Below are 26,823 nucleotides of genomic sequence, written 5' to 3'. Positions count from 1 at the left end.
GCATGCTCAGCCAACTAAGGGAAATAGTTGAACACGTATCAAGAGTTGAAGATGTGTCGACGGCTCTTGATATTTTGGTTAAAGAGACATGCAGCGCGATGCAGACGGAATGTTGCACCGTGTATTTGGCAAATAATGATATGCAGCGCCTTGAGTTGATGGCAACTCAAGGCCTGATCTTCCAAGGTAATAGCATTCATATTGGTTTTGACGAAGGTCTGGTTGGCCTGGTTAAAAGAAGTGCTGAACCTATCAACCTTGCGCAAGCGTCTGCTCATCCTGCTTATAAGTTTTTTCCAGAACTTGGAGAAAAGGTTTATCACGCTTTTCTCGGCACTCCGATTATCCATCGCAAGCAAGTGCTTGGCGTATTGGTCATTCAGCAGAAGTCTCCTCGTTTATTCAGTGAGATGGAAGAATCCTTCCTTGTCACTCTCTCAGCTCAACTTGCAGTTATTGTGGCGCACGCTCAAACTCAAGGCCATTGGCTATTAGAGCAACAGAAGCTACCTGCGACCAAAGGTATCGCTGCTTCATCGGGCGTGGCGATTGGTGACCTGTGGTGGGACAACACTCAGCCTGAACTTACCGATGTTTATCCTGCTTCTACGCTCAATGTAGAGAGAGAACATGAGTTATTGGCGGTAGCGGTTGAAAACGCCCTCAATGACTTTAAGCGGATGCGAAAGCGCTTAGATAGCGAAATCAATAAAGACGCGTTGGCGATCTTTGACCTGTTCACTCACTTACTCAACGATCCCATGTTGCGTAAGGATCTCAAGAGCCAAATTCAGAAAGGCGATAAAGCCGATTGGGCATTGAGACAGGTTGTTGAGAGTTACTCTAACCGTTTTGCTCGTATGTCAGATGTGTACCTTCGAGAGAGAGCGCAAGACGTCCGAGAGCTTGGGCAAAGACTGCTCTATTTCCTCCACAACTCTGAACATGAACTCCGCACATTAGATAAACCGATTATTTTGGTGGTTCGTGAGTTAACGGCCTCTGTATTAGCGTCTATTCCCAAAGAAAAACTATTAGCGGTTATTTCCTTGGAAGGGGCGGCGAACTCGCACGCAGCGATTTTATCTCGAGCTTTGGGTATTCCTTCTGTTATGGGGGTTAACCTAAATCTTGCTCAAGCTAATGGTAAGCAAGCGATTGTTGACGGGTATAGTGGTGAGATCTTTATTGAGCCGACTCAAAACCTGCTCAAAGAATATCAAGGGCTGATTCTAGAGGAGAGTGAGCTCTCTTCTATGGTCAATCGAGATCTGTACTTACCGGCAAAAACGCAAGACGACAAGCAAGTTGAGATTCTGCTTAATGCGGGTTTGAGTGCTGACACTAACATCGCTATCAATCAAGGCGTTGATGGGGTGGGCCTGTATCGAACCGAAATTTCTTTCTTGTTGCAGCAGAGGTTTCCGTCAGAGGACGAACAATTCAAGCAATACCGTTCTGTACTCGCGAGCTACCCAGAGAAGCAAGTGGTGATGCGAACCTTGGATATTGGTGGGGATAAAGCGTTACCTTACTTCCCAATCGAAGAAGATAATCCATTCCTTGGTTGGCGTGGTATTCGTTTTACACTCGATCACCCAGATATCTTTATTATTCAACTACGCGCCATGTTGCGTGCTAGCTGTGATAGTCAGAATTTAAGTATTCTATTACCGATGATCTCAGGTGCTCAGGAGCTGGATGATGCGGTTCTGCTTATTGAACAGGCTTACGATGAAGTATACGAGCTTGATAACCGAGTGCGTATGCCTCGCGTTGGTATCATGATCGAAGTGCCATCTATGCTTTACATACTGCCGCTGATTGCTGATAAGGTCGACTTTGTTTCAGTCGGTACCAACGACTTAACGCAATATTTATTAGCGGTTGATCGGAACAATTCACGAGTCTCTGATGTCTATGAATCCATGCACCCAGCGGTGATCATGGCATTAAAACACATTCATGATACTTGTAAGCAATATCAATTGCCTGTGTGTATCTGTGGCGAGCTAGCCGGTGACCCGATGGGCGCGCTGCTATTGATTGGGTTGGGGTATGAGACGTTAAGTATGAATACCTCGAACGTCGCCAGAACCAAATATTTGATTCGCCAATCGCACTTGGTTGAATTACAGGATTTGGCAAATAAGGCACTTTCAAAACCGTATGGTAGTGACATCTATAGTATGATGCTGAACTATTTCGAAGAGCGTGAGTTTACAGGCTTCATTCGAGCAGGTAAAAAATAGGATTTAACGTGTCATATGAACTGATAGGCTTGCTAGCAGGCCTTGGTGCTATTGTTGGTGTCTTAGCTGGCTTGCTAGGCATTGGTGGTGGTTTGCTGGTGGTTCCTGCCTTACTGTTTTTACTTCCTAAAGCGGGTATCCCTCAAGAGTTTGCGATGCAAATGGCATTGGCTACTTCGCTATCAACCATCATAGTTACGTCAGGATCGTCTGCGATTAACCATTTAAAATTGGGTAACGTAGAGATATTTGTCGTTAAATGGTTGATGCCAGGTGTAGTGATCGGTGGCTTCCTCGGTTCTTTCGTGGCCGATGTGATTCCAGCTCAATATCTACCAAAAGTCTTTGGTGTGATTGTCTTGGTATTGGCGTTGCAAATGCTGTTGTCGATTCGCTCTAAGAGCCAAAAATCGATGCCGGGTTCAGCTAAAACCGTGTTGTGTGGTGGCGGTATTGGTTTGGTATCAAGTTTAGCGGGTATTGGCGGTGGATCTTTATCGGTGCCTTTCCTTAACCATCACGGTGTGGAAATGCGTAAAGCCGTAGGCTCATCTTCGGTGTGCGGTTGTGTTATCGCGATTTCGGGAATGCTAGGTTTCATTTGGCATGGTTCTTCTGTCGATGATCTCCCTGCGTATAGCTTAGGTTATGTTTATCTACCGGCTTTGATCTCGATATCTTGTACTTCAGTTCTAACTACTCGAGTGGGGGCGAAACTGGCCACTCAACTGCCTACCCCTGTGCTGAAGAAATTTTTTGCGGTATTTTTAATGTTTATAGCAGCAACAATGCTGCTGTAGTGTCTTTTCTGTTAGTTATTGAGCTAACCGTTGATCAATTTAGATAGAGAGCCAAGTATGTCTCAGGGTTTTATCGAATTCCCAAATATCGATCCTGTTCTTATTGAACTAGGACCAATCTCAGTTCGCTGGTACGGCTTAATGTACCTTGTTGGCTTTATGTTTGCTCTTTGGCTAGCAAATCGCCGAGCAGATCAACCTGATAGTGGTTGGACTCGAGAGCAAGTATCAGATTTGCTGTTTGCAGGCTTTCTAGGTGTGGTGCTGGGTGGTCGTATTGGCTACGTACTTTTCTATAACTTTGACCTTTTCCTAGCCGACCCTCTTTACCTCTTTAAGGTATGGACAGGTGGTATGTCTTTCCATGGTGGTTTGCTTGGTGTTATCACTGCGATGTTCTGGTATGCGAAAAAGAACGGTCGAACCTTCTTTGGTGTGGCAGACATGATCGCACCATTGGTTCCATTTGGTTTGGGCATGGGTCGTTTAGGTAACTTCATGAACAGTGAGCTTTGGGGCCGAGTGACTGATGTGCCATGGGCAATTGTCTTCCCCAACGGTGGACCACTTCCTCGTCACCCATCTCAACTTTATGAGATGGCGCTTGAAGGTATTGTGCTGTTCTTCATCTTGAACTGGTTCATCAAAAAGCCGCGCCCTCTTGGTTCTGTATCAGGGTTATTCCTAGCAGGATATGGTACATTCCGCTTCTTAGTAGAATACGTACGTGAACCTGATGCTCATCTAGGTTTGTTCGGTGGATTTATCTCTATGGGACAAATTTTGTCACTGCCAATGGTTATCATCGGTGTGCTGATGATGGTGTGGGCATACAAACGCGGTCACTACAAAGACGAATTACCACAACAAACGAAGTAAGGAATTGGTGTGAAACAGTATTTAGATCTCTGTCAGCGTATCGTTGATGACGGTACTTGGATTGAAAATGAACGCACGGGCAAGCGCTGCCTAACCGTTATCAATGCTGACCTTGAATATGATGTTGGTAATAACCAATTCCCACTGGTAACAACACGTAAAAGCTTTTGGAAAGCCGCAGTTGCTGAACTGCTTGGTTATATCCGTGGTTACGACAATGCTGAAGATTTTCGCAAGCTAGGGACTAAAACCTGGGATGCGAATTCAAACTTGAACGAGGCATGGCTGAATAACCCTTACCGTAAGGGTGAAGATGACATGGGCCGTGTTTATGGCGTTCAAGGACGTGCATGGGCAAAACCTGACGGCGGTCATATCGACCAACTGAAGAAGATTGTTGATGATCTAACTAACGGTATTGATGACCGCGGCGAGATCTTAAACTTCTACAACCCAGGTGAGTTCCACATGGGATGTTTGCGTCCGTGTATGTACAGCCACCACTTCTCTCTACTTGGTGACACTCTGTACCTAAACAGTACTCAGCGCTCTTGTGATGTGCCTTTAGGTCTGAATTTCAATATGGTTCAAGTGTATGTGTTCCTCACTATTATGGCGCAGATCACAGGCAAGAAAGCGGGTGTGGCTTACCACAAGCTGGTGAATGCTCATATTTACGAAGATCAACTTGCACCAATGCGCGATGTTCAGTTGAAGCGTGAGCCGTTAGCTGGCCCAACATTCCATATCAACCCGGAGATTAAGTCTCTAGAAGATTTGGAAACATGGGTAACGATGGATGACTTCTGGGTTGAAGGTTACGAATGCCACGAAGCGATTAAGTACCCATTCTCGGTTTAATCTCATTCGTTTTGTTTGATTGAAAGGCTGCCTCTGTGCAGCCTTTTTTGTATCGGTAGATCGGTGACGAGATACGCAGAACATGAGGTGTCGTCATTCCCTAGACTGACGAAGGAGGGAGTAGGGAATCTCTTTCGTGGTGTGTTTGTGAGATTCCCTATCATGCTCGTACCTCGCTGTAGGAAATGATGTTTTTTTGATGCGGGTAATTGAGATTCGAAGAGCATGAGGTGTCGTCATTCCCTAGACTGACGAAGGAGGGAGTAGGGAATCTCTTTCGTGGTGTGTTTGTTAGATTCCCTATCACGCTCGTTCCTCGCTGTAGGGAGTGACGGTTGCTTTTCATCGCTTGCTACTCGAATCCCACATCTTCTTTTGCTTCCCTCATCAGCTCTTAAAAGAAAAAGCCCGCAACCTAGGAGGTTGCGGGCTTTGCTATAAGCGATGTGTCTTAGCGGTTAAGCTATCTAATTATTAAGCAGTTAGAGCTAACACGGTACCAGGCAGTACAAGGAATACCGCAACAAGGTAGCCAGCGACTACAGATTTGTTCTTCACAGCCATATCAGAAATGATGTCAGCTGCTTTCACTGGTAGTTCACGTAGGAACGGAATACCGAAGATGAATACCGTTGCCATGATGTTAAACACCAAGTGTACTAGAGCAATCTGTAGTGCGAATACTGCGAACTCACCAGATACTGCTGTAGCTGCAAGTAGAGCCGTAATACATGTACCGATGTTTGCACCCAAAGTGAATGGGTAAACGTCACGTACTTTAAGAACACCTGAACCTACTAGTGGAACCATCAAGCTTGTTGTCGTAGAAGAAGACTGAACAAGGATAGTTACGATAGAGCCAGAAGCGATACCGTGGATAGGACCACGACCGATTGCGTTCTTTAGAATCTCACGAGCACGACCAACCATCAGGCTCTTCATTAGCTTACCCATTACCGTGATAGCTACGAAGATAGTCGCAATACCAAGAACGATAAGCATAACCCCGCCAACAGTGTCGCCAAACGTTGATAGTGGTTCTTTAATCGCACTGACTACTGGTTTAGTGATTGGCTTGATGAAGTTAAGACCACCCATGCTCATATCACCTGTTGCTAGCATCGGTGATACTAACCAGTGAGAAATTTTCTCTAGAATACCAAACGCCATCTCTAGTGGTAGGAAGATAGCAACAGCTAATAGGTTAAAGAAGTCGTGAATCGTCGCACTTGCGAATGCACGTTTGAACTCTTCTTTACAACGAACATGACCAAGGCTAACTAGTGTATTGGTTACTGTTGTACCAATGTTTGCACCCATGATCATAGGGATTGCTAGCTCAACAGGTAAACCACCTGCCACAAGGCCAACGATAATTGAAGTAACTGTACTTGATGATTGAATAAGTGCTGTTGCCACTAAACCAATCATTAAGCCTGCAACTGGGTGTGAAGCAAATTCGAAAAGAACCTTTGCTTGCTCGCCTGTTGCCCATTTGAAGCCTGTACCAACCATTGAAACTGAAAGTAATAGTAGGTAAAGCATGAATGCCAAGTTAGCCCAGCGTAGCCAACGAGTTGTGCTCGAGATAGGCGCTGCTGCAGTAGTAGCTTGGTTCATAATGTTTTCTCCATTGGACCGTTTTAGTCTGTGTTTGGTCTGTTTGTTTAATCTGAGCGTGATGTTAGAGAACAAATATTTCAGTAATATTACATTTTGGTTTAGGTGAGACTTTTTTGTGATGATTTGCCCTTTAAATATTAACTCTTGAAATGGATCGTGTTTAAGTTGTTGTTTTTAATTTATTTTATTCTTGTTTTTAATGGGTGATATAGATCTTAAAAGTTAGAGAAAAATTGAAAATAATCGCTGAAATATTACATTATGAAATCAGACACTTCGTAAAAATAAGCAGTAATGCTTAGTTAAGTCTGGTTTTTCCGAGTTTGTTGAGCGGTGGTGTCATATTTGATATAACAGGTCATCTACTCTTTATTACGGCACACTTATGTCGCACCTCAACTATAACCACCTTTATTACTTCTGGATGGTTTGCAAGCAAGGCTCTGTTACCAAAGCTGCAGAAGCCCTATTCCTAACACCACAAACGGTAACTGGTCAGATAAAAGCCTTAGAAGAGCGTATGGATGGCAAGTTGACCAAGCGCAATGGTCGCAGTGTTGAGCCTACAGAGCTTGGGCAGCTGGTCTTTAAGTACGCTGACCGTATGTTTGGCTTGAGTTACGAGATGTTGGATATCGTGAATTACAGCCAGCACTCCAATATTCTGTTTGATGTTGGTGTGGCAGATGCATTGTCTAAAAGGCTTGTCAGCAAGATCTTGATGTCGACCATTCCACCAGATAACAGTATTCATTTACGCTGTTTTGAGTCGACCCATGAAATGCTACTCGAACAGCTCTCTCAGCATAAGCTCGATATGATTCTTTCTGACTGTCCGGTGGATTCTAGTCAAAGCCCAGGTCTGTTTAGTAAGAAACTTGGTGAGAGTGGAATGAGTTTTTTCTGTTCAGGCAAAGTCGAAGGGATTAGTTTTCCAGCCGTGTTAGAACAAAGGAAGCTTCTAATTCCCGGAAGTCGAACCTCTATGGGGAGGAAAGTACTGCAGTGGTTTGATAGGCAAGGACTTAAGCCTGATATTTTGGGTGAGTTTGATGACGCGGCATTGATGAAGGCTTTCGCTCGTTACCACCATGACGCAATTTTCTTAGCGCCTACGCTTTATATGTCGGAGGTTGAGGAGGATACCTCACTGCAATTGTTGGGTGGCATTGAAGAGTTAAAAGAGGAGTACTACGTCATATTTGCTGAGAGGATGATCCAACATCCAGCAGTAAAAAATGTATGTGACGCAGATTTTAGCAAATTGTTCGAGTGAGCTTGTTTGTTAATGAATTGATATCGATTATCATGACTTCATAATTTGCCGGAAATACTGATAGCCCGAACTTGGCTTAAAGGTTGTAGGGAGCCAAACTATGAACTTGAAAGAGATGGAGAAGAATTCAGCACAAGCTGTGATTCTACTCAAAGCTATGGCCAATGAGCGTCGCTTACAGATTCTGTGCCTATTGCATGGTACTGAGCTGTCGGTTGGGGAGTTGTGTGGCAAGTTGGAATTGAGTCAATCTGCTTTATCTCAACATCTTGCTTGGTTGAGAAGAGATGGTTTGGTCGAAACTCGCAAAGAAGCTCAAACAGTGTATTACACATTGAGCAGTGAAGAAGTAAAAGCGATGATTAACCTACTGCATGGTATGTACTGCAAGTAGTTTATTGCTGGTGGAAACGTGATTTCTTCTCAGGGATAAGGCTGATACAAGGAAGTGTCAGTCATTCACCTCTAACGTTAGTGATTACCTATCTATTTACCTACGTACGTATCTATCTTTTTTCTTGTCTGCTTTTTTCTAGTTGTGTGTTTTTACTTACTTAGTTGTCTATTGGTAAGTAAAATGGCTTTTAGTAAACAAGTGCTTGTCAGTTGATAAAATACCCAGCAGCCAGAAAATCGCTGTGTTACTCAAAATTTAGATATAAAAAAACCGGCCGAGGCCGGTTTTTTTCGTTTTGCGTTGTAATCAAATTTCTATTAAAGAGCTTTGATTGCAGCAGCGAAACGAGACTTATGACGTGCAGCTTTATTCTTATGAATAAGGCCTTTAGTCGCCATGCGGTCTAGAAGAGGTGTAACTTCTACAAGAGCAGCAGTTGCAGCTTCTTTATTGCCAGCTTCAATAGCTGCAATAGTTTTTTTCATGTAAGTGCGCATCATAGAACGACGGCTAGCATTGTGCTGGCGACGTTTCTCAGCTTGGATAGCGCGCTTCTTAGCAGATTTACTGTTTGCCAAGGTCTAACTCCCAAAAACTTAGTTCGGTGACAATTTAAGGGCGAGGACTATCCCTCATAGGCGCTTAATTGTCAAATGATTTGTGCAAAAACCAATCGTAGCCAAACAAACTTTGGTATGGAAAGGTCATCGCGGTTAAGATGGCGGGGATTCTAACAGCATTTTTAGACCAATGCTAATAAATATGCTTCTTAGGACAGGATAGTATTTATCCTCGCTTTAAAGTAATCAACCAGTGTCAGAGGTTTGTGTGAGTAAACGACTATTAAAGTCAGGCCTGATTGTCAGTGCAATGACTTTTGTTTCCCGCGTATTGGGGCTAGTACGTGATGTAGTAGTAGCAAATTTGATGGGAGCAGGAGCGAGTGCCGACGTATTTTTCTTCGCTAATAAAATCCCTAATTTCTTACGTCGACTTTTCGCAGAAGGTGCCTTTTCTCAAGCGTTTGTTCCTGTATTAACGGAATATCACGCTGCAGGTGATAAAGATAAGACTCGAGATTTAATTGCCAAAGTATCGGGCACGCTCGGGGTACTAGTTTCTATCGTCACCGTTATCGGGGTGTTGGGCTCGGGCGTAATCACCGCAATGTTTGGCGCAGGTTGGTTTATCGACTGGTTAAATGATGGCCCAGCAGCACCAAAATTTGAGCTGGCGAGCTTTATGCTCAAGATTACCTTTCCTTATTTATGGTTTATCACCTTTGTTGCTTTATCTGGTGCCATTCTTAATACATTAGGTAAATTTGCCGTCTCCTCTTTTACACCTGTGTTCCTGAACGTAATGATCATAGGTTCTGCATGGTTTATCTCTCCTAATCTAGAACAACCCGAAATTGGCTTGGCCATCGGTGTGTTTCTTGGTGGCTTAGTCCAGTTCCTTTTCCAAATGCCTTTCTTGATTAAAGCGGGTGTGTTGGTTAAGCCGAAGTGGGGTTGGAGAGATCCGGGCGTTGTAAAGATCCGCACGCTAATGATCCCTGCCTTGTTTGGTGTGTCAGTGAGTCAAATCAACTTGTTGTTCGATACTTTCATTGCCAGCTTTCTAGCAACCGGCTCTATCAGTTGGCTATATTACTCAGATCGATTATTGGAATTCCCACTCGGTTTGTTCGGTATCGCGATTGCGACGGTTATTCTTCCTGCTTTGTCGCGTAAACACGTTGATGCTCAAGGGGAAGGGTTTGCGCATACAATGGACTGGGGCGTGCGCATGGTTTTACTGCTTGGCATTCCTGCGATGTTAGGTCTTATTATTTTAGCGAAGCCGATGCTGATGGTGTTGTTTATGCGTGGTGAGTTTTCTCCTCATGATGTTAATCAGGCTTCCATGTCTTTGGTGGCATACGCTTCAGGCTTACTTAATTTCATGTTGATTAAAGTGCTGGCTCCGGGCTATTACTCTCGCCAAGATACTAAAACCCCTGTGAAGTACGGCATTATCGCGATGGTCACTAACATGGTGTTCAACGCGATCTTCGCTTATTTCTATGGTTATGTTGGCTTGGCAATCGCAACGGCGTTATCTGCGTTCGTGAACATGACTCTACTTTATCGTGGTCTACATATAGCGGGTGTTTATCGTTTAACCAAGACTACATTGTTGTTTAGCCTTAAATTATTGGTTTCTGGTACTGTGATGGTTGGCGTGATTTTATGGCAACTAGACAATATGCAGTTGTGGCTTGATTGGAGCTTCAACCAAAGAGCGTTGACGCTAACAGGGTTGATCGCACTTGGTGGCTTTGCTTATATTGTGTCGGTACTGGTTTTAGGTATCCGAGTAAAACATTTAAAAGCAGCGACAGATTAATACTGATTAGTATATAATCCGTCGGTTTCACACAATAAATGATGCAAATAACAGGTTTTAGCTGATCACAATGGAACTGATCCGAGGTATACACAATATTAAAGCACAGCATCATGGCTGTGTATTAACCATAGGTAACTTCGATGGTGTTCATTTAGGGCATCAAGAGGTTCTGAGCCAGGTTTCTAAACAAGCTACAGCACTGGGACTCCCTTCTGTTGTCATGACGTTTGAACCGCAACCTATGGAGTTGTTTGCTAAAGGTCGAGCGCCAGCACGTTTAACTCGCTTGCGAGATAAGTACGTGCAATTGAGCAAGCTAGATATCAGTCGTTTATTGTGTGTGAATTTTAATCAGTATTTTGCAAGCTTGTCTGCGGAAGCGTTCATTAAGGATCTTTTGGTTGATAAGCTTGGTGTGAAATTCTTGGTGGTTGGTGACGACTTTTGCTTTGGCAAAGGCCGAACCGGTAGTTTCGCTATGCTTAAAGAAGCGGGCGAAAAATATGGTTTTGAGGTGGTGAGCACCCAAAGTTATTGCTTAAACCAATTACGAGTAAGCAGCACTGAGATACGAAATGCGTTAGCGGCCAATGACTTGGCTTCTAGTGCTACCATGCTTGGGCGTGACTACAGTATCAGTGGTCGTGTTTCTCATGGTCGTAAACTAGGGAGAACTATCGGTTTCCCTACCGCTAATATTCCATTAAAACGTTGTGTTTCTCCTGTGTCGGGAGTGTATGTTGTTGAAGCATTAGATATCGACGGTGTTCCTGTCGGTGGTGTTGCTAATATTGGACAACGACCAACAGTTAATGGTGTAAGGCAGCAATTAGAAGTACATTTTTTTGACTTTAAAGCCAATTTATATGGTAAACAGTTAGAAGTACGACTTTTGCATAAACTGCGCGACGAGATAAAATTTGAGTCGTTCGACGCATTAAAGAATCAAATAGAATTGGATGCTGAAGCCGCAAGGGTGTGGCTGCTTCAGCTAAAGAATTAGTCGGATAATTCCACCGATTAACATAATGTCTAACTTCGCCCAATATAACGGAATTAAGAATCGATGAGTGATTATAAAGATACCCTGAACTTACCAGAAACAGGGTTCCCAATGCGTGGCAATCTGGCAAATCGTGAACCAGAGATGCTGAAGCGTTGGTACAAAGAAGACCTTTACGGTGAGATCCGTAAGGCAAAGAAAGGTAAAAAATCTTTCGTACTGCATGATGGCCCTCCATACGCGAACGGCGACATTCACATTGGCCACGCGCTGAACAAGATTCTTAAAGACATTATTATCAAATCTAAGACCCTTTCTGGTTTTGATGCACCGTACATCCCAGGTTGGGACTGTCACGGTCTTCCAATCGAGTTGATGGTTGAGAAGAAGAAAGGTAAGCCTGGTCAGAAGATTTCGGCTGCTGAATTCCGCGAAGAGTGTCGTAAGTACGCTGCGGGCCAAGTTGAAGGTCAGAAAGAGAGCTTCAAACGTCTTGGTATCATGGGCGAGTGGGATAAACCTTACCGCACTATGGATTTCGGCACTGAAGCGAACATCATTCGTTCTCTAGGTAAAATCGCAGACAAAGGTCACCTACTTAAAGGTTTCAAACCTGTTCATTGGTGTACTGACTGTGGTTCTGCTCTGGCTGAAGCTGAAGTTGAATATAAAGATAAAGTGTCTCCATCTATCGATGTGAAATTTTCTGCAGCTGACGAAGCGGCTCTACTAGAGAAATTTACTCTAGCAGAAGGTCACGCGGGTCAGGGCGAAATCTCTATCGTTATCTGGACGACAACACCGTGGACTCTGCCGGCTAACCGCGCAGTATGTCTACGTGATGATCTTGAATACGTACTTATCCAAGTTGAAGCGAATGGCGAGCAGCCAGCTCAACGTATCGTTGTTGCTTCTGAACTAGCAAAAGACGTAATGGATCGTGCGGGTATCGAGCACTTCCATAACCTTGGTTTTGCTACTGGTGCTGAGCTTGAGCTTTCTCAATTCAACCACCCGTTCTACGATTTTACTGTTCCTGCTGTTCTTGGCGATCACGTTACAACTGACTCTGGTACTGGTGTGGTTCATACCGCTCCTGGTCACGGTCAAGAGGATTTCGTGGTTGGTAAGAAGTACGACCTAGAAATCGCTAACCCAGTAGGCTCAAACGGCGTTTACCTGCCAGATACTGAGCTATTTGCTGGTCAGCACGTATTCAAAGCGAACGACTCTGTTTTAGAAGTTCTAAAAGAGAAAGGTGCATTACTGCATCACCACGCTTACGAGCACAGCTACCCACACTGTTGGAGACACAAAACTCCAATCATCTTCCGTGCAACACCGCAGTGGTTCATCTCAATGGATCAAGCAGGCCTACGTGCAAAAGCACTTGAGTCAACGAAGAATGTTGAGTGGATGCCGGAATGGGGTCAAAGCCGTATCGAAGGTATGATCGAAGGTCGCCCTGAGTGGTGTATCTCTCGTCAACGTACTTGGGGTGTGCCAATTGCTCTGTTCGTTCATAAAGAAACATCAGAACTTCACCCAGATAGCCCAGCACTTATTGAAAAAGTAGCGAAGCTTGTGGAAGAAAAAGGCATTCAAGCTTGGTGGGATGTAGATGCTGCTGAACTGATGGGTGCTGAAGACGCTGATAAGTACGAGAAAGTACTTGATACGCTAGACGTATGGTTTGACTCAGGTGTAACGCACTTCTCTGTTGTGGATTCTCGTGAAGAGTACAACTTCCCGAATGAAGAAAGAACGCACAGTGCTGATCTTTACCTTGAAGGTTCTGACCAACACCGTGGCTGGTTCCAGTCTTCTTTGATTTCATCTATCGCGATGAAAGACGAAGCACCATACAAGCAAGTGCTAACGCACGGTTTCGTGGTTGATGGTAACGGCCGTAAGATGTCTAAATCTATCGGTAACGTTGTTGCTCCTAAAGATGTAACCAACAAGCTAGGCGCAGATATTCTACGTCTATGGGTTGCTTCTACGGATTACACTAACGAAGTTGCGGTTTCTGACGAGATTCTTAAGCGTTCTGCTGATGCATACCGTCGTATTCGTAACACGGCTCGTTTCTTCCTAGCGAACTTGAACGGTTTCAACCCTGAAACTGACCTAGTGCCTGCTGAAGAAATGGTAGCACTTGATCGCTGGGCTGTTGGCCGTGCTCAAGCTGCACAAGAAGAGATTGTTAAAGCATACGGTGAGTACAACACTCATGGTGTAACTCAACGTCTAATGCAGTTCTGTTCTATCGAAATGGGTTCTTTCTACCTAGACGTAATTAAAGACCGTCAGTACACAGCGAAGCAGGGCAGCCATGCTCAACGTAGCTGCCAAACGGCGCTTTACTACATCGTAGAAGCTCTAGTTCGTTGGATGGCTCCTATCATGTCGTTCACTGCAGATGAAATCTGGAACGAGATGCCAAGCTCTCTACCAACTGGAGAGCAGCGCGACACGTTTGTATTCACAGGCGAGTGGTTCGAAGGCCTATTTGGTCTTGCTGACGACGAAGAGCTAAGCAACGAATTCTGGACTGAAATCCAGTCAGTTCGTGGCGCAGTGAACAAGCTTCTTGAAGATGCTCGTAAAGAGAAAACAATCGGTGGCGCTCTGCAGGCTGAAGTTACTCTATACGCTGACGATGCACTAGCGGCTAAAATCAACAAGCTAGAAGATGAGCTACGTTTCGTACTTATTACTTCTGCTGCGGTTGTTAAACCACTTAGCGATAAGTCTGATACAGCTCAAGCGACAGACGTTGAAGGTCTGTACGTTGAAGTTGCAGCAACTGAAGCTGAGAAGTGTGACCGTTGCTGGCACCACACTCCAGATGTAGGCACAATTGAAGGTCACGAGAAAGTTTGTGGTCGTTGTGTGTCGAACATCGACGGTGAAGGCGAAGTGCGTAAGTACGCATAACGACTCAGAGAAATACTGAACTTTTTGTAAAAATCATAGCCCCAGTACCAACTGGGGTTATTTTTAATTATAGGAAATGTGTTTAGCCAAGTTTGGTAATCAAGGTCACTTAAATTGAGTAACAGTGAATACCAACTTCGTAAATACTAGGAATAGAAATGAGTGAAGTTTCGTTAAAACAATCTGGTGTGCGTTGGTTATGGTTGGCCCTACTGGTCTTCCTTGCTGATATCGGTATCAAACTCTTTGTTATGGACAACATGGGTTATGGCTGGGCAAACCGCATTGAGGTGTTGCCATTCTTTAACTTTTTGTACGTGCATAACTACGGTGCAGCATTTAGCTTCTTGAGTGATCAAAGTGGTTGGCAGCGCTGGTTATTTACTGGTATCGCATTTGCGGTAACGGGGATGCTGACGTACTGGATGAGCAAGCTACCAGCAACAGATAAGTGGAACAACATTGCTTATGCGATCATCATTGGTGGCGCTGTTGGTAACGTGTTCGACCGTGTTGTACATGGCTTTGTCGTCGATTACTTAGACTTCTATTGGGGTACTTACCACTGGCCTGCATTTAACCTAGCGGATATGGGAATCTGTATCGGCGCAGCGATGATCATCTTAGATGGTTTCCGTAAGAAAGATGAAAGCCAATAGACTACTCAGACATTAATGAGTATCAAGCAAATCGCTTTGTAATAGATAGTCCTAAAGTCAGCCTATGACTCACAGAATAGAATAGCCCTAAGCGCTGTCGGTTGATTCCGACGGCGCTTTTTTTTATGCTGCAATTAATATCAATCGTAGTAAATAACTACTCTCCCTAATTTGCTAAAAGCCTCGATAACTTCGTTAGAATTTTTGATTGTAGAATAACTACTTATCGAAAAACTCTGCCTTGTTCTCAAGCCTTTTCTCTGAACTATGTCTGAGTACTTACTTACTGTGATTGATATGATATGAGAGCGAAGCAAAATGCATTCTCAAATAATAAAGAAATCTAAGGAAAGTAACGTGGCAGCAATTAAAAATGATTCAGCAGTAACTCTACATTTTACGATTAAAATGAAGGATGGTTCAGTTGCCGATAGTACCGAAAATATGGGTAAGCCTGCAAAGTTCGTGATGGGTGATGGCAGCCTAAGTGAGAACTTTGAACAGTGTCTGATTGGCCTTGAAACGGGGACTAAAAAGTCTATCGAATTGAAGGCGGAAGACGCGTTTGGTATGCCAAATCCAGATCATATTCATCATATGGATCGTGCTAAGTTTGTTGGCGATTCTGAAGTCGAGGTTGGCACTATTATGGCTTTCTCTGGTCCTGATGGTATGGAAATTCCAGGTATTATCACTGAGATCGCGGGTGATTCAGTGACGGTTGATTTTAATCATCCATTAGCAGGCCAAGACGTTACGTTTGACGTCAACATCTTAGCGGTGGAATAACGATAGAATAACATCGCCTTACAGGTGTGGCACAACCCAGAGCTTCACTGTCTAGGCGCTTCACTGTAGAATGCGAACCTCGCTGACAGCGAACTCTATAGAAACAACCTTAGTACCGCGGTAAATGATGAGCAATGAAATGAAAATAATGTTAGCTAACCCTCGTGGCTTTTGTGCCGGTGTCGATCGTGCGATCAGCATCGTAGAGCGCGCACTGGAAATGTATCAGCCACCGATCTATGTTCGCCATGAAGTGGTGCACAACCGCTTTGTTGTTGAGGGGCTCAAGCAGCGTGGTGCTATTTTTGTCGAAGAGTTAAGTGAAGTACCAGACGATAACATCGTGATCTTCTCGGCTCACGGTGTTTCTCAAGCCGTTCGTAAAGAAGCGAAAGAACGCGAGTTAACGGTATTTGATGCGACGTGTCCTTTGGTGACTAAAGTTCATATGGAGGTTGCTCGAGCGAGCCGCAAACATATGGAAGTAGTATTGATTGGTCACGCGGGTCACCCTGAGGTTGAAGGCACTATGGGGCAGTACGCTAGCCAAACTGGTGGTATGTACTTGGTTGAGAAACCAGAGGACGTACAGAACTTAGTCGTGAACGACCCGAGTAACTTACATTACGTTAGCCAAACCACGCTGTCAGTTGATGAAACTGCAGACGTGATTGAAGAGTTACGTCGTGTGTTCCCTGAGATCCAAGGGCCACGTAAAGACGACATCTGCTACGCGACTCAAAACCGTCAGGACGCAATTCGTGAGATGGCCGGTGATGTTGATGTCGTGATAGTTGTTGGCTCTAAGAACTCATCGAACTCAACTCGTTTAAAAGAGCTAGCTGAGAAGCTCGGTACTCCAGGTTACCTAACCGATTGCCCTGAAGACATCCAGACAGAATGGGTTGAAGGGAAAAAGAAGATTGGTGTGACTGCGGGTGCTTCAGCTCCAGAGGAACTAGTAAACCAAATCTTAGATCGTATTCGTGAGCTGGGTGCTACCGAGGTTGAAGAGATTCAAGGTCGTGAAGAGAACATGTTCTTCGAAGTACCGAAAGAGCTGCAGATTAAGCAAGTCGACTAATCACTATTGATGTGTGACAAGATCGATTCGTAACACTATCGATTCGCAAACACTATTGATTTGTAAACAGCAGGAAGCCAACGTTGATGCGTTGGCTTTTTTGATCGTGCTTTGGAGCCGGTTGTCGAGTTTCTAACGGGTTACTGGAGACCGAGTAGCTCTTTCAGTGTCTTGAGGTAGCGACGACTGACAGGCACTTCAAAACCGGTCAGCGTGATGATCTCCGCTAACCCATTCTCTAACAGTTTGATCTCTTGGATCGATTTTATGTTGATCAAGTATTGTCGATGACAGCGGATCAAGTCGGTTTTTTCTTCCAAGATCTTTAGGGTTAACTGCGATGTTGCTGTTTGTGATGAGCTACGAACATGAACACCACTGATATCGGAATAAGCACACTCGACCGTTTGGCTTGCCATGATCACAATACGGTTATGGCCGATGCACGGGATTTGCTCTAAGTGACAGGGAGCAATCGCAGAGATATCTTGTTCCGGTGTTTTCTGGTTTTGTTTTATGACCTTGTTAAGACGACAAACACTCTTGTTTAATCGACAGGGTTCAACTGGCTTAAGTAGGTAGTCAAAAGCATTATCCTCAAACGCTTGAATCGCATATTGATCGTAGGCGGTCACAAATACCACGTAAGGCATCGTGTCTGGATCTAGCATGCTTAGCAGTTCAATCCCGGTCACTTGAGGCATTTGAATATCTAAATACACCACATCAGGTTTGAGTAGATTGATCTGTTTAAGTCCTTCGATCGCGTTGCTTGCTTGGCCAATCACTTCCACTTCTCCAGTTTCAGTGAGTAGCTCAATCAGCTCTTCGCGAGCAAAAAGCTCATCGTCGACAACTAATGCTTTTAACATCCTACTATCTTCATCTTGGTTCTATCCCTGCTAAATTCACGCTTTTCTTTTAAATGTCGGCTTCTAAATGTTTCGACTCGGAGCGATTCTTCTCCGAAAATAACATTATCTTAGTATAGGTATGATAAAGCTCATTCGAGTAAATTGCTGTGGTTGAGATTCTATTTTTAGTGCGGAATCTTGTCCAAAGAAATTAGTGAGTCGTTTATCTACAATCTCCATTCCCAAACCTGCATGGTCTTGAGACGGTTTCTGGTAAGTCCCTGCGTTATCTTCTACAACTAACTTGAATCCACCCTCGAAAGCTTCGCTATAGATCTTCACTTGGCCGGCTTCGAGCATGTTTGAAATACCATGCTTGATGGCGTTCTCAACCAGTGGTTGCAGGGTAAAGCTTGGCAGTTGAGCCTCATACAGTTGCGGGTTGATGTCCCATTCGATTTCTAATCGGTCAGTAAAGCGCGCTTTCTCTATGGTTAAGTAAGCATTCACATGTGCCAACTCATCTTTAAGTTTCACGGTGTTGATGTTCTGCTTTAGGTTACTTCTGAAGAAGTGAGATAGATGCTGAATCAACTCTCGTGCTTTATCTGGATCGCGACGTGTTACCGCACTGATGGTGTTAAGTGCATTGAACAAAAAGTGTGGGTTCACCTGTGCGTGCAGCAGCTTTATTTCAGCTTGGGTGAGTAGTGTTTGCTGCAGCTGATAGTTACTGAACAGGATCTGGCTCGACAGCAGTTGAGCGATACCTTCACCCATCGACATATTGATGGTCGAGAATAGCTTCATTTTAGGCTCATACAGTTTGATGGTACCGACGACTTCATTACCCGCGCGCAATGGAATAATCAGTGCAGAGCCCAATTTACAATCTTGTGATAGAGAGCATTGGTATGGATTCTCTTTGCCATCGAGGTAGATGATGTCGTTCTGTTCCATCGAAGTAAGCGTGCTCTGTGATGAAATAGGCGTATTGGGAATATGGTGTTCATCGCCGATGCCGACGAAAGCGAGAATTTTTTCTCGGTCGGTTATCGCCACTGCGCCAACGTTGGTTTCTTCGTAAATGATCCGCACTATTTTTTGCGCGTTATCCGAATTGAATCCGCCATGCAAAATACCCACCGAACGCTCGGCGATGGTCAATGCGCGACGTGAGAAAGTCGCTGAATACTTCTCGAAGATGGTTTTTCGGTCTTGGATGATGCTCATGAACAGCGCTGCACCCACTGAGTTCGCGATGATCATTGGCGCGGCAATATCGGAGACTAGCGCATAGGACTGCTCAAATGGTTTCGCGACAGCAAGCAGAATTAGCATCTGAATAATCTCTGCAAACAAGGTAACAGAGAAAACCACCAATGGATTAAACAGCTGGCTGGCTTTGTTTTTTCTGACGAGGTAAACGTGTAATAGGCCACCAATCAAGCCTTCGGCCGTGGTTGAGATTGCACAAGCTAAGTCAGTGAAGCCACCCAAAGAGTAACGATGGATACCGCCAGTCAAACCGACGGCAAAGCCGACAACAGGACCGCCAAACAGGCCGCCCATCACGGCACCCATTGCTCGAGTGTTAGCTATTGCGTCGTTAATCTGCAATCCAAAATAGGTGCCCATAATACAGAATAGGGAAAATAGAACGTAACAGCTGACTTTATGACTTAAGCGTGAAGAGATGCTCAACAAAGGGAGAATTAGCGGGGTTTTACTTAGCATGTAAGCAATCACTAAGTAGACACAGGTTTGTTGCAGCAGAGAGAGAATGAGTTCCATATTTTCACCTATTGAGACGCTGGTTAAGTGTAAAGCTCATTGCGTGGGAACGGTAGCTTTGCTTGAATTTTCATTGGTTATATCGAGTGGTTACTGCTTCTCAAGGCTGAGATGTCAATATTGATGTACTAATGTTGATGTACCCATGTTGAGATACAGTAAAGCCCATCACGGTGGATGGGCTTTAGTCTTATTTTCCGGTAATCACTGAGTGATTACCGGAGCAAGCGAAGTGTGTTTGGCTTGTTCTTTTGTCTTTCTATGAAGACGTGTCTCTTGCTATCAAGAGTCTGAAAGAACTAGGCGGTTTTGGTTACACCTTTTGCTTCTTTTGCTTCTTTTTCTTCTTCATCAGCAAGGTCGATATCGCCTTTGCCTTTTGAAATTTTGATAACGTAAGCAGCAACACCGAATGCACTCACCACACCGATGATGGTTGAAAGTTGCATTGGTAGACCGAAGCCCAGTTGGCTATTGTTCAGGATGAATGTGATACACACAGACGTCATGAAGATAGCTGGAACCGTGGTTACCCAGTGCAATTTATTGTGACGAAGTAGGTAAGCCGAAGCTGTCCATAGCATCATTACTGCTGTTGATTGGTTAGCAAAACCGAAGTAACGCCAGATGATACCGAAATCGACTTGAGTCAGAATGCCACCAAGAACGAACAATGGGAGAGCCATCAGTAGGCGGTTACGCAGTGTTTTCTGTTCCATGTTGAAGTATTCAGCAAGGATAAGACGGCTTGAACGGAATGCAGTGTCGCCAGAAGTGATAGGTAAGATAACCACGCCAAGGAAAGCAAGGATACCGCCAAATACACCCAGTAGGCCAAATGAAGCGCTGTATACCACGTTACCAGGGCCGCCGTTTGCAATCGCGTCAGATAGAGATTCAACTGAACCGAAGAATGACAGAGCAAGCGCACACCAGATTAGAGCGATGATGCCTTCACCAATCATTGCACCGTAGAATACGAAGCGACCGTTCTTTTCGTTTTCCATACAACGAGCCATCAGTGGTGACTGAGTTGCATGGAAGCCAGAGATAGCACCACAAGCGATAGTGATAAACAGAGCAGGCCAAAGCGGTAAGTCGTTAGGGTTCATGTTAGTGAACATGTCTTTCATCTCGAAGCCACCCATGATTTGGTGCTCGTCAGATAGACCAATCGCAGTGATTAGACCAACAGACATAAAGATAAGCAGAGCACCGAACAGTGGGTAGAAGCGACCAATAATTTTATCGACAGGGACAATCGTTGCGACGATGTAGTAAGCAAAGATGATGACAACCATAGTGCTTGTAGACATTACGAAATCAGTTTGGTCGTTCACTAGGGTAGTGATCATGCCTGCTGGAGCAGAAACGAATACCACACCAACCAGAAGCAGTAGAACAATGGCAAAGATGTTCATAAAGTGTTTTGCGCCATTGCCTAGGTAACGTCCAGTGATGGTTGGAACCGAAGCACCACCATTGCGGATAGATAACATTCCTGAGAAGTAGTCGTGTACGGCACCTGCGAAGATACAACCTAGCACGATCCAAAGCATTGCTGCTGGGCCGTAAAGGGCACCCATGATAGGGCCGAAGATTGGACCTACACCTGCAATGTTAAGCAGTTGAACTAGGTAAACCTTTGGCGTCGACATTGGAACAAAGTCCACGCCATCTTGTTTGGTATGGGCTGGTGTTTGACGCTTTTCATTGATACCGAAAATCTTTTCGATAAAAGCACCGTAAATAAAGTAGCCACCAATGAGTGCTGCAACACAGGTAAGAAACCACATCATAATTTGTTATCCCTGAATGTATTAATTAAGTCAGGGTGTATATTAAAGGAGTCGGTGAGAAGAAACTTCCGCTGCTGGAGTGAGTGGTCGAATAGCTAATTTAGTGGCGCTATGACTGATTGAGTGGTTTGTTACCTCAATAGAGTGGCGGTTTATTTCTATAGAGAGGCTTATTGAACCTGTTGAACGGTGGCTACTGACTTTGAGTGGTCTGTATGAGTTTAAAGTAGCAAACAACAGACAATGAGTGGACATAAGCCAGAGTTCAGCGGAGAATCATAAACAAAGCAACGCTTCGTCAAGAAGTGGGTAGGGAAACATAAAGGACTGAAATGAAAAAAATAATCGCATTATTCGCCGTGGCATTTAGCCTTGCAGGATGCAGCGCCAATGTTCAAGATTTAGCAGCCGAAGGTAATTGGCAAGAGATAGGCTACCGTGACGGTATTAAAGGCCACACTCAGCGTTCGTATTCAGATATGACCGAGCTTGGTGTTGTTGATCAAGCCAGTTACACAGAAGGCTACCACCTAGGTGTGACTGAATATTGTAATCCTAACCATGCTTATCAGATCGGCTTATCTGGTCAGGTGTATGAAGGCGTATGTTCTGGTACGGAAGACGCTCAACGTTTCCGTATGGAATGGCAACGCGGTTGGGATGAGTTCTCAAACGACTATTAGGCTCACGCTAGCGATTTAAAAACTAAAACATAAAAAGACCAGTACCGAATGTGTACTGGTCTTTTTGTATGACGTGAAAGTGATGGCCTAAATTCTAGATTCTAGATTAGAAGTTAAAAAGTGAATCTAGATTACTTATTATTCTCGACTGCTTTTCTCAAGAAACCATTTTGTTGATCAAGCTGAGCCTTAGCTGATTCTAAATCCAGCCCTGTCAGAATCATCAAAATAGACAGCTTTACATCATAATCGGTTGTTTTAAGTGTCGAAACTGCAAGGGCTTTATCGCAGTCTGTTGCTTGGATAACGATACGAGCAGCACGAGCAACCAGCTTTTCATTGGTCGCTTTCACATCGACCATTAAGTTCTGATAACTTTTACCAATGCGAATCATGCTCGCAGTCGTTAGCATGTTGAGCACCAATTTTTGCGCGGTACCTGATTTTAATCGTGTTGAGCCGGTCAATGCTTCTGGGCCAACCACTGGACTTATCGCAATCTGAGCGATCTCTGCGATCGGAGAACCTGGATTACAAGACAACGCAACCGTCACTGCACCAATCTGATTAGCATAGTTGAGTGCACCTATTACGTAAGGTGTGCGACCACTGGCTGCGATGCCAACCACAACATCATTCTCTGAAAATTGAATCGCTTTCAGATCTTCAATACCGAGAGTCAGTGAGTCTTCTGCTCCCTCTTTGGCTTTCAAAATTGCTTCTGGTCCGCCTGCAATTAGGCCGATAACCATTTTGTCTGAAACACCAAAAGTTGGAGGACATTCTGAGGCATCTAACACGCCCAGTCGACCACTGGTGCCTGCACCCATGTAAATCAGTCGGCCTCCATTTTGAAAGGCGTGAGCGATCTTATCAACGGCTTGAGCGATTTGTGGCAGCTCCACTTCTATCGCCAATGGAACTTGCTTGTCTTGTTGATTAATCTTTTCGACCACTTCGAGAGAGGTGAGTAGATCAATATCCATAGTGTCAGGGTTTCTCCCCTCCGAAACGAGGTGCGAGAGGGCTGATATGAGAGCATCGTTACTCATAATGATCCTTAAATGATAATTCTAAAATGATGATTCTAAAATTGTTTAGACAGCACTGCGAAGTCAGTATTGTGACTAAGATAACAGGGCTACTAAGTTAGTCCGCACGATAAAGAACGCCTAGAGAGGCTGCTCTACTTGCGCCAGTTACTTCTGGTAAATTGCTTGGCAGTTGATGTATGTGCCGTTGAGCAAGCCATGCAAAGGCCATGGCTTCCATATAGTCGGCATCAACGCCTTTGCTGGTGGTTGATTCAACCTCCCAGCTAGGAAGAAGCTCAGATAGTCTCTTCATCACTAGTGGGTTTCTCGTTCCACCTCCGCACACGTACAGCGCTGGCTGATTACCTAAACGATAAGTTTCTACTTCATCGGCTATCGTTAATGCGGTGTATTCACAAAGCGTGCGCTGAACATCTTCTGCCGCAAGACCTTTAAATTCTGTTAACTGTTGCTCTAGCCAAGGTAGGTTGAACAGTTCTCTACCAGTACTTTTCGGTGGCATTTGAGATAGATAAGATTCATCCAACAGTTGTTTGAGCAAGTCATGGTTTAGTTGTCCTTTTAGCGCGAACAGTGCATCACGGTCAAACTTTTCACCCGTGTGTTTACCAACCCAAGCGTCCATCAACATATTGCCCGGGCCTGTATCGTAGCCAAGTGTTGGTTGATTCGGTCTCAGCACTGAAATGTTAGAGATACCACCAATATTCAAGACCACGACAGAGCTGTCTTGCGGGTGAAAAATAGTATGGTGGAAGGCGGGTACTAGAGGAGCCCCTTGTCCGCCAAGCGCCATGTCTTTTCGTCGGAAATCAGCGACTGTTTGAATCTGTGTTTTAGCGGCAATGATATTGGCATCACCCAACTGCATGGTAAATGGCGAATTACCGGTTGGCTGGTGGAATACTGTTTGGCCATGGTTACCAATCGCAGTCACAGAAGATGCAGGCGTACCTGACTTGTCGAGAAGTTGCAAAACCGCATCAGCAAATAGATGACCAAGCAGGTGGTCTAGTTCACCAATGGCAATCAAATCCGTTTTCTGACCAATACAGACTTCAAGCACACGCGCTTTGAGGTCATCAGGCATTGGGAACTCATCATGAGCGAGCAATGTGATACCAGTGCCTTCTATCGAAACTAAGGCGGTATCAACGCCGTCCATACTCGTCCCCGACATCACACCGATATACAGTTCTTTACGATCCATTCCTAAGCTCTTGCACTGCATTCTTAAAGTCTTCCACATATTGGTTTAAAAACATTGTAAAGCAAATTTAAAGAGAATAATCTCGGGAAGTTTATGAAATTAGGTTTAATAAGGGATAAATATGGGACCGTTGTGGGTTGATGTTGCGGGCTATGAGCTAACAGCTGAAGACAGAGAAATTTTAGAGCACCCAACCGTTGGTGGTCTCATCTTATTTGCTAGAAACTACCACGATAGCAAACAACTATCTGCTTTAAATAAAGAGATCCGCAAGGTAGCGAAACGTCCTATTTTAATCGGTGTTGACCAAGAAGGTGGTCGAGTTCAGCGCTTCCGCGACGGTTTTTCAATTATCCCGGCAGCCCAAGAATTTGCGACCAAGAATAATGGCGAACAATTAGCAGAACAAGCGGGTTGGTTGATGGCGGCGGAGCTGATTGCCCATGATATTGATCTGAGTTTTGCGCCTGTGTTAGACAAAGGCCACGACTGTAAAGCGATTGGTAGCCGAGCGTTTGGTGAAGATATTGATACCATCGTTCGCCACAGCAGTGCTTTTATTAAGGGCATGAAATCGGTTGGCATGGCGACAACAGGAAAGCATTTCCCAGGACACGGCGGCGTGATTGCTGACTCTCACTTAGAAACGCCTTACGATCCTAGAGATGATATCTTTGAAACAGACATGGCAATTTTCAAGGCGCAAATTGAAGCAGGAATATTGGATGCGATGATGCCTGCGCACGTGGTTTTTTCTCACTATGATGACCAGCCCGCGAGTGGCTCTGAGTATTGGCTGCAGAAAGTATTAAGACAGCAACTTGGGTTTAAAGGTCTAATTTTCTCTGATGACTTAACCATGGAAGGCGCTGCGATTATGGGCGGCCCTGCCGACAGAGCGAAGGCTGCTCTGAATGCCGGTTGCGACATGGTGTTGATGTGTAATAAACGAGATGCACAAATTGAGGCTCTTGATCATTTAGCGATTCAAGAGGTGCCTTTAGCTAACTCATTGCTTAAAAAGCACAGCTTTGATTTATCGACTCTTCACTCGGATAGTCGATGGAAAGAGGCCTCAGAGCAAATTAAGCGAATGTTAAACGCTGGGTGATAAATAAACACTCTATAAGTTTTAAGAAGGCGATATTAAAGGTATCGCCTTTTTTGTATGTGCTTGGCGTGGTTTAGGCCTATTTGTGCCTCAGAACGAACCAAAGATGAGGTGTAAATTTAAATTTGCATCAAATGTTTTTTATTGTTTACACTTGCAATCGTTTTTGTAGCTGTTATTGTGTTTTTAACGATTGTTAGCCCAAATGGAAATATTGGGTGTAAAAATAAATATACGGGTTGAGTTATGCAGAAAAGTGAATTAAGCAATGTCAATATCATCGACGAACAGGTACTGATTACTCCAGAGGAGTTAAAAGCAAAATTGCCTTTGAGTGATAATGCTCGTCGTTTCATTCAAGAGTCTCGTCAAACTATTGCAGACATTATTCATAAGAAAGATCATCGCATGCTTGTAGTATGTGGCCCATGTTCTATCCATGATATTGAAGCGGCTAAAGAGTACGCGAAACGATTAAAAGCTTTATCTGAGCAGCTTAGCGATCAACTGTATATTGTAATGCGTGTTTACTTTGAGAAGCCTCGTACCACTGTTGGTTGGAAAGGCTTAATCAATGACCCTCACCTAGATGGCACTTTCGATATTGAGCATGGTTTACATGTTGGTCGTGAGTTACTTGTTGAACTTGCTGAGATGGAAATCCCACTAGCGACGGAAGCGCTAGATCCAATCAGTCCGCAATACCTAGCAGATACATTCAGCTGGGCTGCAATCGGCGCTCGTACGACTGAATCACAAACTCACCGTGAAATGGCGAGTGGTCTTTCAATGCCAATCGGCTTTAAAAATGGTACGGATGGCAATCTAGGTACTGCAATCAATGCAATGCAGGCGGCTTCTTCTAGCCACCGTTTCATGGGTATCAGTCGTGAAGGTCAAGTCGCACTACTCACGACGCAAGGCAACCCAAATGGTCACGTAATTTTACGTGGCGGTAAGCAGACGAACTACGATTCAGTATCGGTACACGAATGTGAGCAAGAGCTGGGCAAGTCTGGCTTAGAGGCGGCACTAATGGTCGACTGTAGTCATGCGAACTCTCGTAAAGATTTCCGTCGTCAACCGCTGGTGGCTGAAGATGTCATCCATCAGATTCGTGAAGGTAATAAGTCAATTATCGGCTTGATGATTGAGAGCCATATTAACGAAGGAAACCAATCTTCAGATATACCTCTCAATGAGATGAAATACGGTGTATCTATTACCGACGCGTGTATCAATTGGGATTCAACTGAGGCACTATTGAAACATGCACATACGGAATTAGTCCCGTTCTTAGAGAACCGCTTGAAAGGTTAGTCAGAGTTTAAACTTAAGTGCCTCATCTAATGGGGCATTT

At 44.4% G+C, this 26,823-nt stretch carries 22 protein-coding genes; 15 read left to right on the top strand and 7 right to left on the bottom strand.

What is annotated here, in order from left to right; all coding sequences use genetic code 11:
• Positions 1-2 precede the first annotated feature (2 nt).
• From ptsP to K08M4_RS12275, 4 genes are read left to right on the top strand one after another with little or no spacing between them, the layout of a single operon-like run.
• Positions 3-2,252 (top strand): phosphoenolpyruvate--protein phosphotransferase, encoded by a 2,250-nt coding sequence (gene ptsP, locus K08M4_RS12290; RefSeq protein ID WP_086050044.1) that lies wholly within the window; start codon positions 3-5, stop codon positions 2,250-2,252.
• An 8-nt stretch (positions 2,253-2,260) separates the two neighbouring features.
• A complete protein-coding gene (locus tag K08M4_RS12285) occupies positions 2,261-3,052 on the top strand; it encodes a sulfite exporter TauE/SafE family protein (protein ID WP_086050043.1) in 792 nt (263 codons plus the stop codon).
• 57 nt (positions 3,053-3,109) lie between these two features.
• Positions 3,110-3,931: a prolipoprotein diacylglyceryl transferase gene (gene lgt / locus K08M4_RS12280; RefSeq protein ID WP_010434825.1), complete on the top strand. Its 822-nt coding sequence runs from the start codon at positions 3,110-3,112 to the stop codon at positions 3,929-3,931.
• A 9-nt stretch (positions 3,932-3,940) separates the two neighbouring features.
• Positions 3,941-4,792, top strand: coding sequence for a thymidylate synthase (locus K08M4_RS12275; protein ID WP_086050042.1), 852 nt, complete (start codon positions 3,941-3,943; stop codon positions 4,790-4,792).
• Between the two features lie 474 nt (positions 4,793-5,266).
• Here the strand turns inward: K08M4_RS12275 and K08M4_RS12270 are convergent, their stop codons facing one another.
• Positions 5,267-6,412 (bottom strand): Na/Pi symporter, encoded by a 1,146-nt coding sequence (locus tag K08M4_RS12270; RefSeq protein ID WP_086050041.1) that lies wholly within the window; start codon positions 6,410-6,412, stop codon positions 5,267-5,269.
• Positions 6,413-6,800: 388 nt separating this feature from the next.
• On the opposite strand from K08M4_RS12270, the gene nhaR reads away from it, so the two are divergent.
• Positions 6,801-7,691 (top strand): transcriptional activator NhaR, encoded by an 891-nt coding sequence (nhaR, locus tag K08M4_RS12265; RefSeq protein WP_086050040.1) that lies wholly within the window; start codon positions 6,801-6,803, stop codon positions 7,689-7,691.
• A 100-nt stretch (positions 7,692-7,791) separates the two neighbouring features.
• Complete coding sequence (locus K08M4_RS12260; protein WP_009848443.1) at positions 7,792-8,085, top strand: ArsR/SmtB family transcription factor; 294 nt, start codon at positions 7,792-7,794, stop codon at positions 8,083-8,085.
• 320 nt (positions 8,086-8,405) lie between these two features.
• On the opposite strand, the gene rpsT is transcribed toward K08M4_RS12260, so the two are convergent.
• On the bottom strand, positions 8,406-8,666 hold the full coding sequence (gene rpsT, locus K08M4_RS12255) for a 30S ribosomal protein S20 (RefSeq protein WP_012603273.1): 261 nt from the start codon (positions 8,664-8,666) through the stop codon (positions 8,406-8,408).
• A 250-nt stretch (positions 8,667-8,916) separates the two neighbouring features.
• Here rpsT and murJ point away from each other — a divergent pair, with 250 nt between their 5' ends.
• From murJ to ispH, 6 genes are all read left to right on the top strand, one after another.
• Entirely contained in the window at positions 8,917-10,479 is a 1,563-nt protein-coding gene (gene murJ, locus K08M4_RS12250) for a murein biosynthesis integral membrane protein MurJ (protein WP_086050039.1), read from the top strand.
• A gap of 70 nt (positions 10,480-10,549) precedes the next feature.
• Positions 10,550-11,485: a bifunctional riboflavin kinase/FAD synthetase gene (gene ribF, locus K08M4_RS12245; protein ID WP_086050038.1), complete on the top strand. Its 936-nt coding sequence runs from the start codon at positions 10,550-10,552 to the stop codon at positions 11,483-11,485.
• 63 nt (positions 11,486-11,548) lie between these two features.
• On the top strand, positions 11,549-14,425 hold the full coding sequence (gene ileS / locus K08M4_RS12240; RefSeq protein ID WP_086050037.1) for an isoleucine--tRNA ligase: 2,877 nt from the start codon (positions 11,549-11,551) through the stop codon (positions 14,423-14,425).
• Between the two features lie 158 nt (positions 14,426-14,583).
• Positions 14,584-15,084: a signal peptidase II gene (gene lspA, locus K08M4_RS12235; protein WP_009848445.1), complete on the top strand. Its 501-nt coding sequence runs from the start codon at positions 14,584-14,586 to the stop codon at positions 15,082-15,084.
• 357 nt (positions 15,085-15,441) lie between these two features.
• On the top strand, positions 15,442-15,873 hold the full coding sequence (gene fkpB, locus K08M4_RS12230; protein ID WP_086050036.1) for an FKBP-type peptidyl-prolyl cis-trans isomerase: 432 nt from the start codon (positions 15,442-15,444) through the stop codon (positions 15,871-15,873).
• Positions 15,874-16,000: 127 nt separating this feature from the next.
• Positions 16,001-16,957 (top strand): 4-hydroxy-3-methylbut-2-enyl diphosphate reductase, encoded by a 957-nt coding sequence (ispH, locus tag K08M4_RS12225; protein WP_029222310.1) that lies wholly within the window; start codon positions 16,001-16,003, stop codon positions 16,955-16,957.
• 140 nt (positions 16,958-17,097) lie between these two features.
• Here the strand turns inward: ispH and btsR are convergent, their stop codons facing one another.
• The 3 genes from btsR to K08M4_RS12210 form a co-directional block, all read right to left on the bottom strand.
• Positions 17,098-17,829 (bottom strand): two-component system response regulator BtsR, encoded by a 732-nt coding sequence (gene btsR, locus K08M4_RS12220; RefSeq protein ID WP_086050035.1) that lies wholly within the window; start codon positions 17,827-17,829, stop codon positions 17,098-17,100.
• A 105-nt stretch (positions 17,830-17,934) separates the two neighbouring features.
• Positions 17,935-19,605 (bottom strand): sensor histidine kinase, encoded by a 1,671-nt coding sequence (locus tag K08M4_RS12215; protein ID WP_086050034.1) that lies wholly within the window; start codon positions 19,603-19,605, stop codon positions 17,935-17,937.
• Between the two features lie 299 nt (positions 19,606-19,904).
• Complete coding sequence (locus K08M4_RS12210) at positions 19,905-21,404, bottom strand: carbon starvation CstA family protein (protein WP_086050033.1); 1,500 nt, start codon at positions 21,402-21,404, stop codon at positions 19,905-19,907.
• A gap of 332 nt (positions 21,405-21,736) precedes the next feature.
• Between K08M4_RS12210 and K08M4_RS12205 the strand changes: the two genes are divergently transcribed.
• On the top strand, positions 21,737-22,087 hold the full coding sequence (locus tag K08M4_RS12205; protein ID WP_086050032.1) for a DUF2799 domain-containing protein: 351 nt from the start codon (positions 21,737-21,739) through the stop codon (positions 22,085-22,087).
• A 131-nt stretch (positions 22,088-22,218) separates the two neighbouring features.
• Here K08M4_RS12205 and murQ read toward each other — a convergent pair whose 3' ends face one another.
• Together murQ and K08M4_RS12195 are read right to left on the bottom strand one after the other, a co-directional pair.
• The gene (murQ, locus tag K08M4_RS12200; protein ID WP_086050031.1) at positions 22,219-23,139 is read right to left on the bottom strand and encodes an N-acetylmuramic acid 6-phosphate etherase; all 921 of its coding nucleotides are present in this window, start codon (positions 23,137-23,139) and stop codon (positions 22,219-22,221) included.
• 97 nt (positions 23,140-23,236) lie between these two features.
• Positions 23,237-24,352 carry an anhydro-N-acetylmuramic acid kinase gene (locus K08M4_RS12195; protein ID WP_086050030.1) on the bottom strand — a complete coding sequence of 372 codons (1,116 nt, stop codon included), beginning with the start codon at positions 24,350-24,352 and terminating at the stop codon, positions 23,237-23,239.
• Positions 24,353-24,473: 121 nt separating this feature from the next.
• On the opposite strand from K08M4_RS12195, the gene nagZ reads away from it, so the two are divergent.
• Positions 24,474-25,463 carry a beta-N-acetylhexosaminidase gene (nagZ, locus tag K08M4_RS12190; RefSeq protein ID WP_017091343.1) on the top strand — a complete coding sequence of 330 codons (990 nt, stop codon included), beginning with the start codon at positions 24,474-24,476 and terminating at the stop codon, positions 25,461-25,463.
• 246 nt (positions 25,464-25,709) lie between these two features.
• On the top strand, positions 25,710-26,783 hold the full coding sequence (locus K08M4_RS12185) for a 3-deoxy-7-phosphoheptulonate synthase (RefSeq protein ID WP_012603285.1): 1,074 nt from the start codon (positions 25,710-25,712) through the stop codon (positions 26,781-26,783).
• Positions 26,784-26,823: the final 40 nt, after the last annotated feature.

This window comes from Vibrio syngnathi (genome assembly GCF_002119525.1).
Classification (GTDB): Bacteria; Pseudomonadota; Gammaproteobacteria; order Enterobacterales; family Vibrionaceae; genus Vibrio; species Vibrio syngnathi.
This window is presented reverse-complemented; position numbering and strand designations above follow the sequence as displayed.

Excerpts from the sequence above, each read along its gene's own strand:
- murQ (WP_086050031.1), bottom strand. The coding sequence starts at position 23,139 with ATGAGTAACGATGCTCTCATATCAGCCCTCTCGCACCTCGTTTCGGAG.
- lgt (WP_010434825.1), top strand. The coding sequence starts at position 3,110 with ATGTCTCAGGGTTTTATCGAATTCCCAAATATCGATCCTGTTCTTATT.
- ptsP (WP_086050044.1), top strand. The coding sequence starts at position 3 with ATGCTCAGCCAACTAAGGGAAATAGTTGAACACGTATCAAGAGTTGAA.
- ileS (WP_086050037.1), top strand. The coding sequence starts at position 11,549 with ATGAGTGATTATAAAGATACCCTGAACTTACCAGAAACAGGGTTCCCA.
- ispH (WP_029222310.1), top strand. The coding sequence starts at position 16,001 with ATGAGCAATGAAATGAAAATAATGTTAGCTAACCCTCGTGGCTTTTGT.
- K08M4_RS12185 (WP_012603285.1), top strand. The coding sequence starts at position 25,710 with ATGCAGAAAAGTGAATTAAGCAATGTCAATATCATCGACGAACAGGTA.
- nhaR (WP_086050040.1), top strand. The coding sequence starts at position 6,801 with ATGTCGCACCTCAACTATAACCACCTTTATTACTTCTGGATGGTTTGC.
- K08M4_RS12260 (WP_009848443.1), top strand. The coding sequence starts at position 7,792 with ATGAACTTGAAAGAGATGGAGAAGAATTCAGCACAAGCTGTGATTCTA.
- K08M4_RS12195 (WP_086050030.1), bottom strand. The coding sequence starts at position 24,352 with ATGGATCGTAAAGAACTGTATATCGGTGTGATGTCGGGGACGAGTATG.
- btsR (WP_086050035.1), bottom strand. The coding sequence starts at position 17,829 with ATGTTAAAAGCATTAGTTGTCGACGATGAGCTTTTTGCTCGCGAAGAG.
- nagZ (WP_017091343.1), top strand. The coding sequence starts at position 24,474 with ATGGGACCGTTGTGGGTTGATGTTGCGGGCTATGAGCTAACAGCTGAA.
- lspA (WP_009848445.1), top strand. The coding sequence starts at position 14,584 with ATGAGTGAAGTTTCGTTAAAACAATCTGGTGTGCGTTGGTTATGGTTG.
- K08M4_RS12205 (WP_086050032.1), top strand. The coding sequence starts at position 21,737 with ATGAAAAAAATAATCGCATTATTCGCCGTGGCATTTAGCCTTGCAGGA.
- K08M4_RS12210 (WP_086050033.1), bottom strand. The coding sequence starts at position 21,404 with ATGATGTGGTTTCTTACCTGTGTTGCAGCACTCATTGGTGGCTACTTT.
- K08M4_RS12215 (WP_086050034.1), bottom strand. The coding sequence starts at position 19,605 with ATGGAACTCATTCTCTCTCTGCTGCAACAAACCTGTGTCTACTTAGTG.
- K08M4_RS12270 (WP_086050041.1), bottom strand. The coding sequence starts at position 6,412 with ATGAACCAAGCTACTACTGCAGCAGCGCCTATCTCGAGCACAACTCGT.
- ribF (WP_086050038.1), top strand. The coding sequence starts at position 10,550 with ATGGAACTGATCCGAGGTATACACAATATTAAAGCACAGCATCATGGC.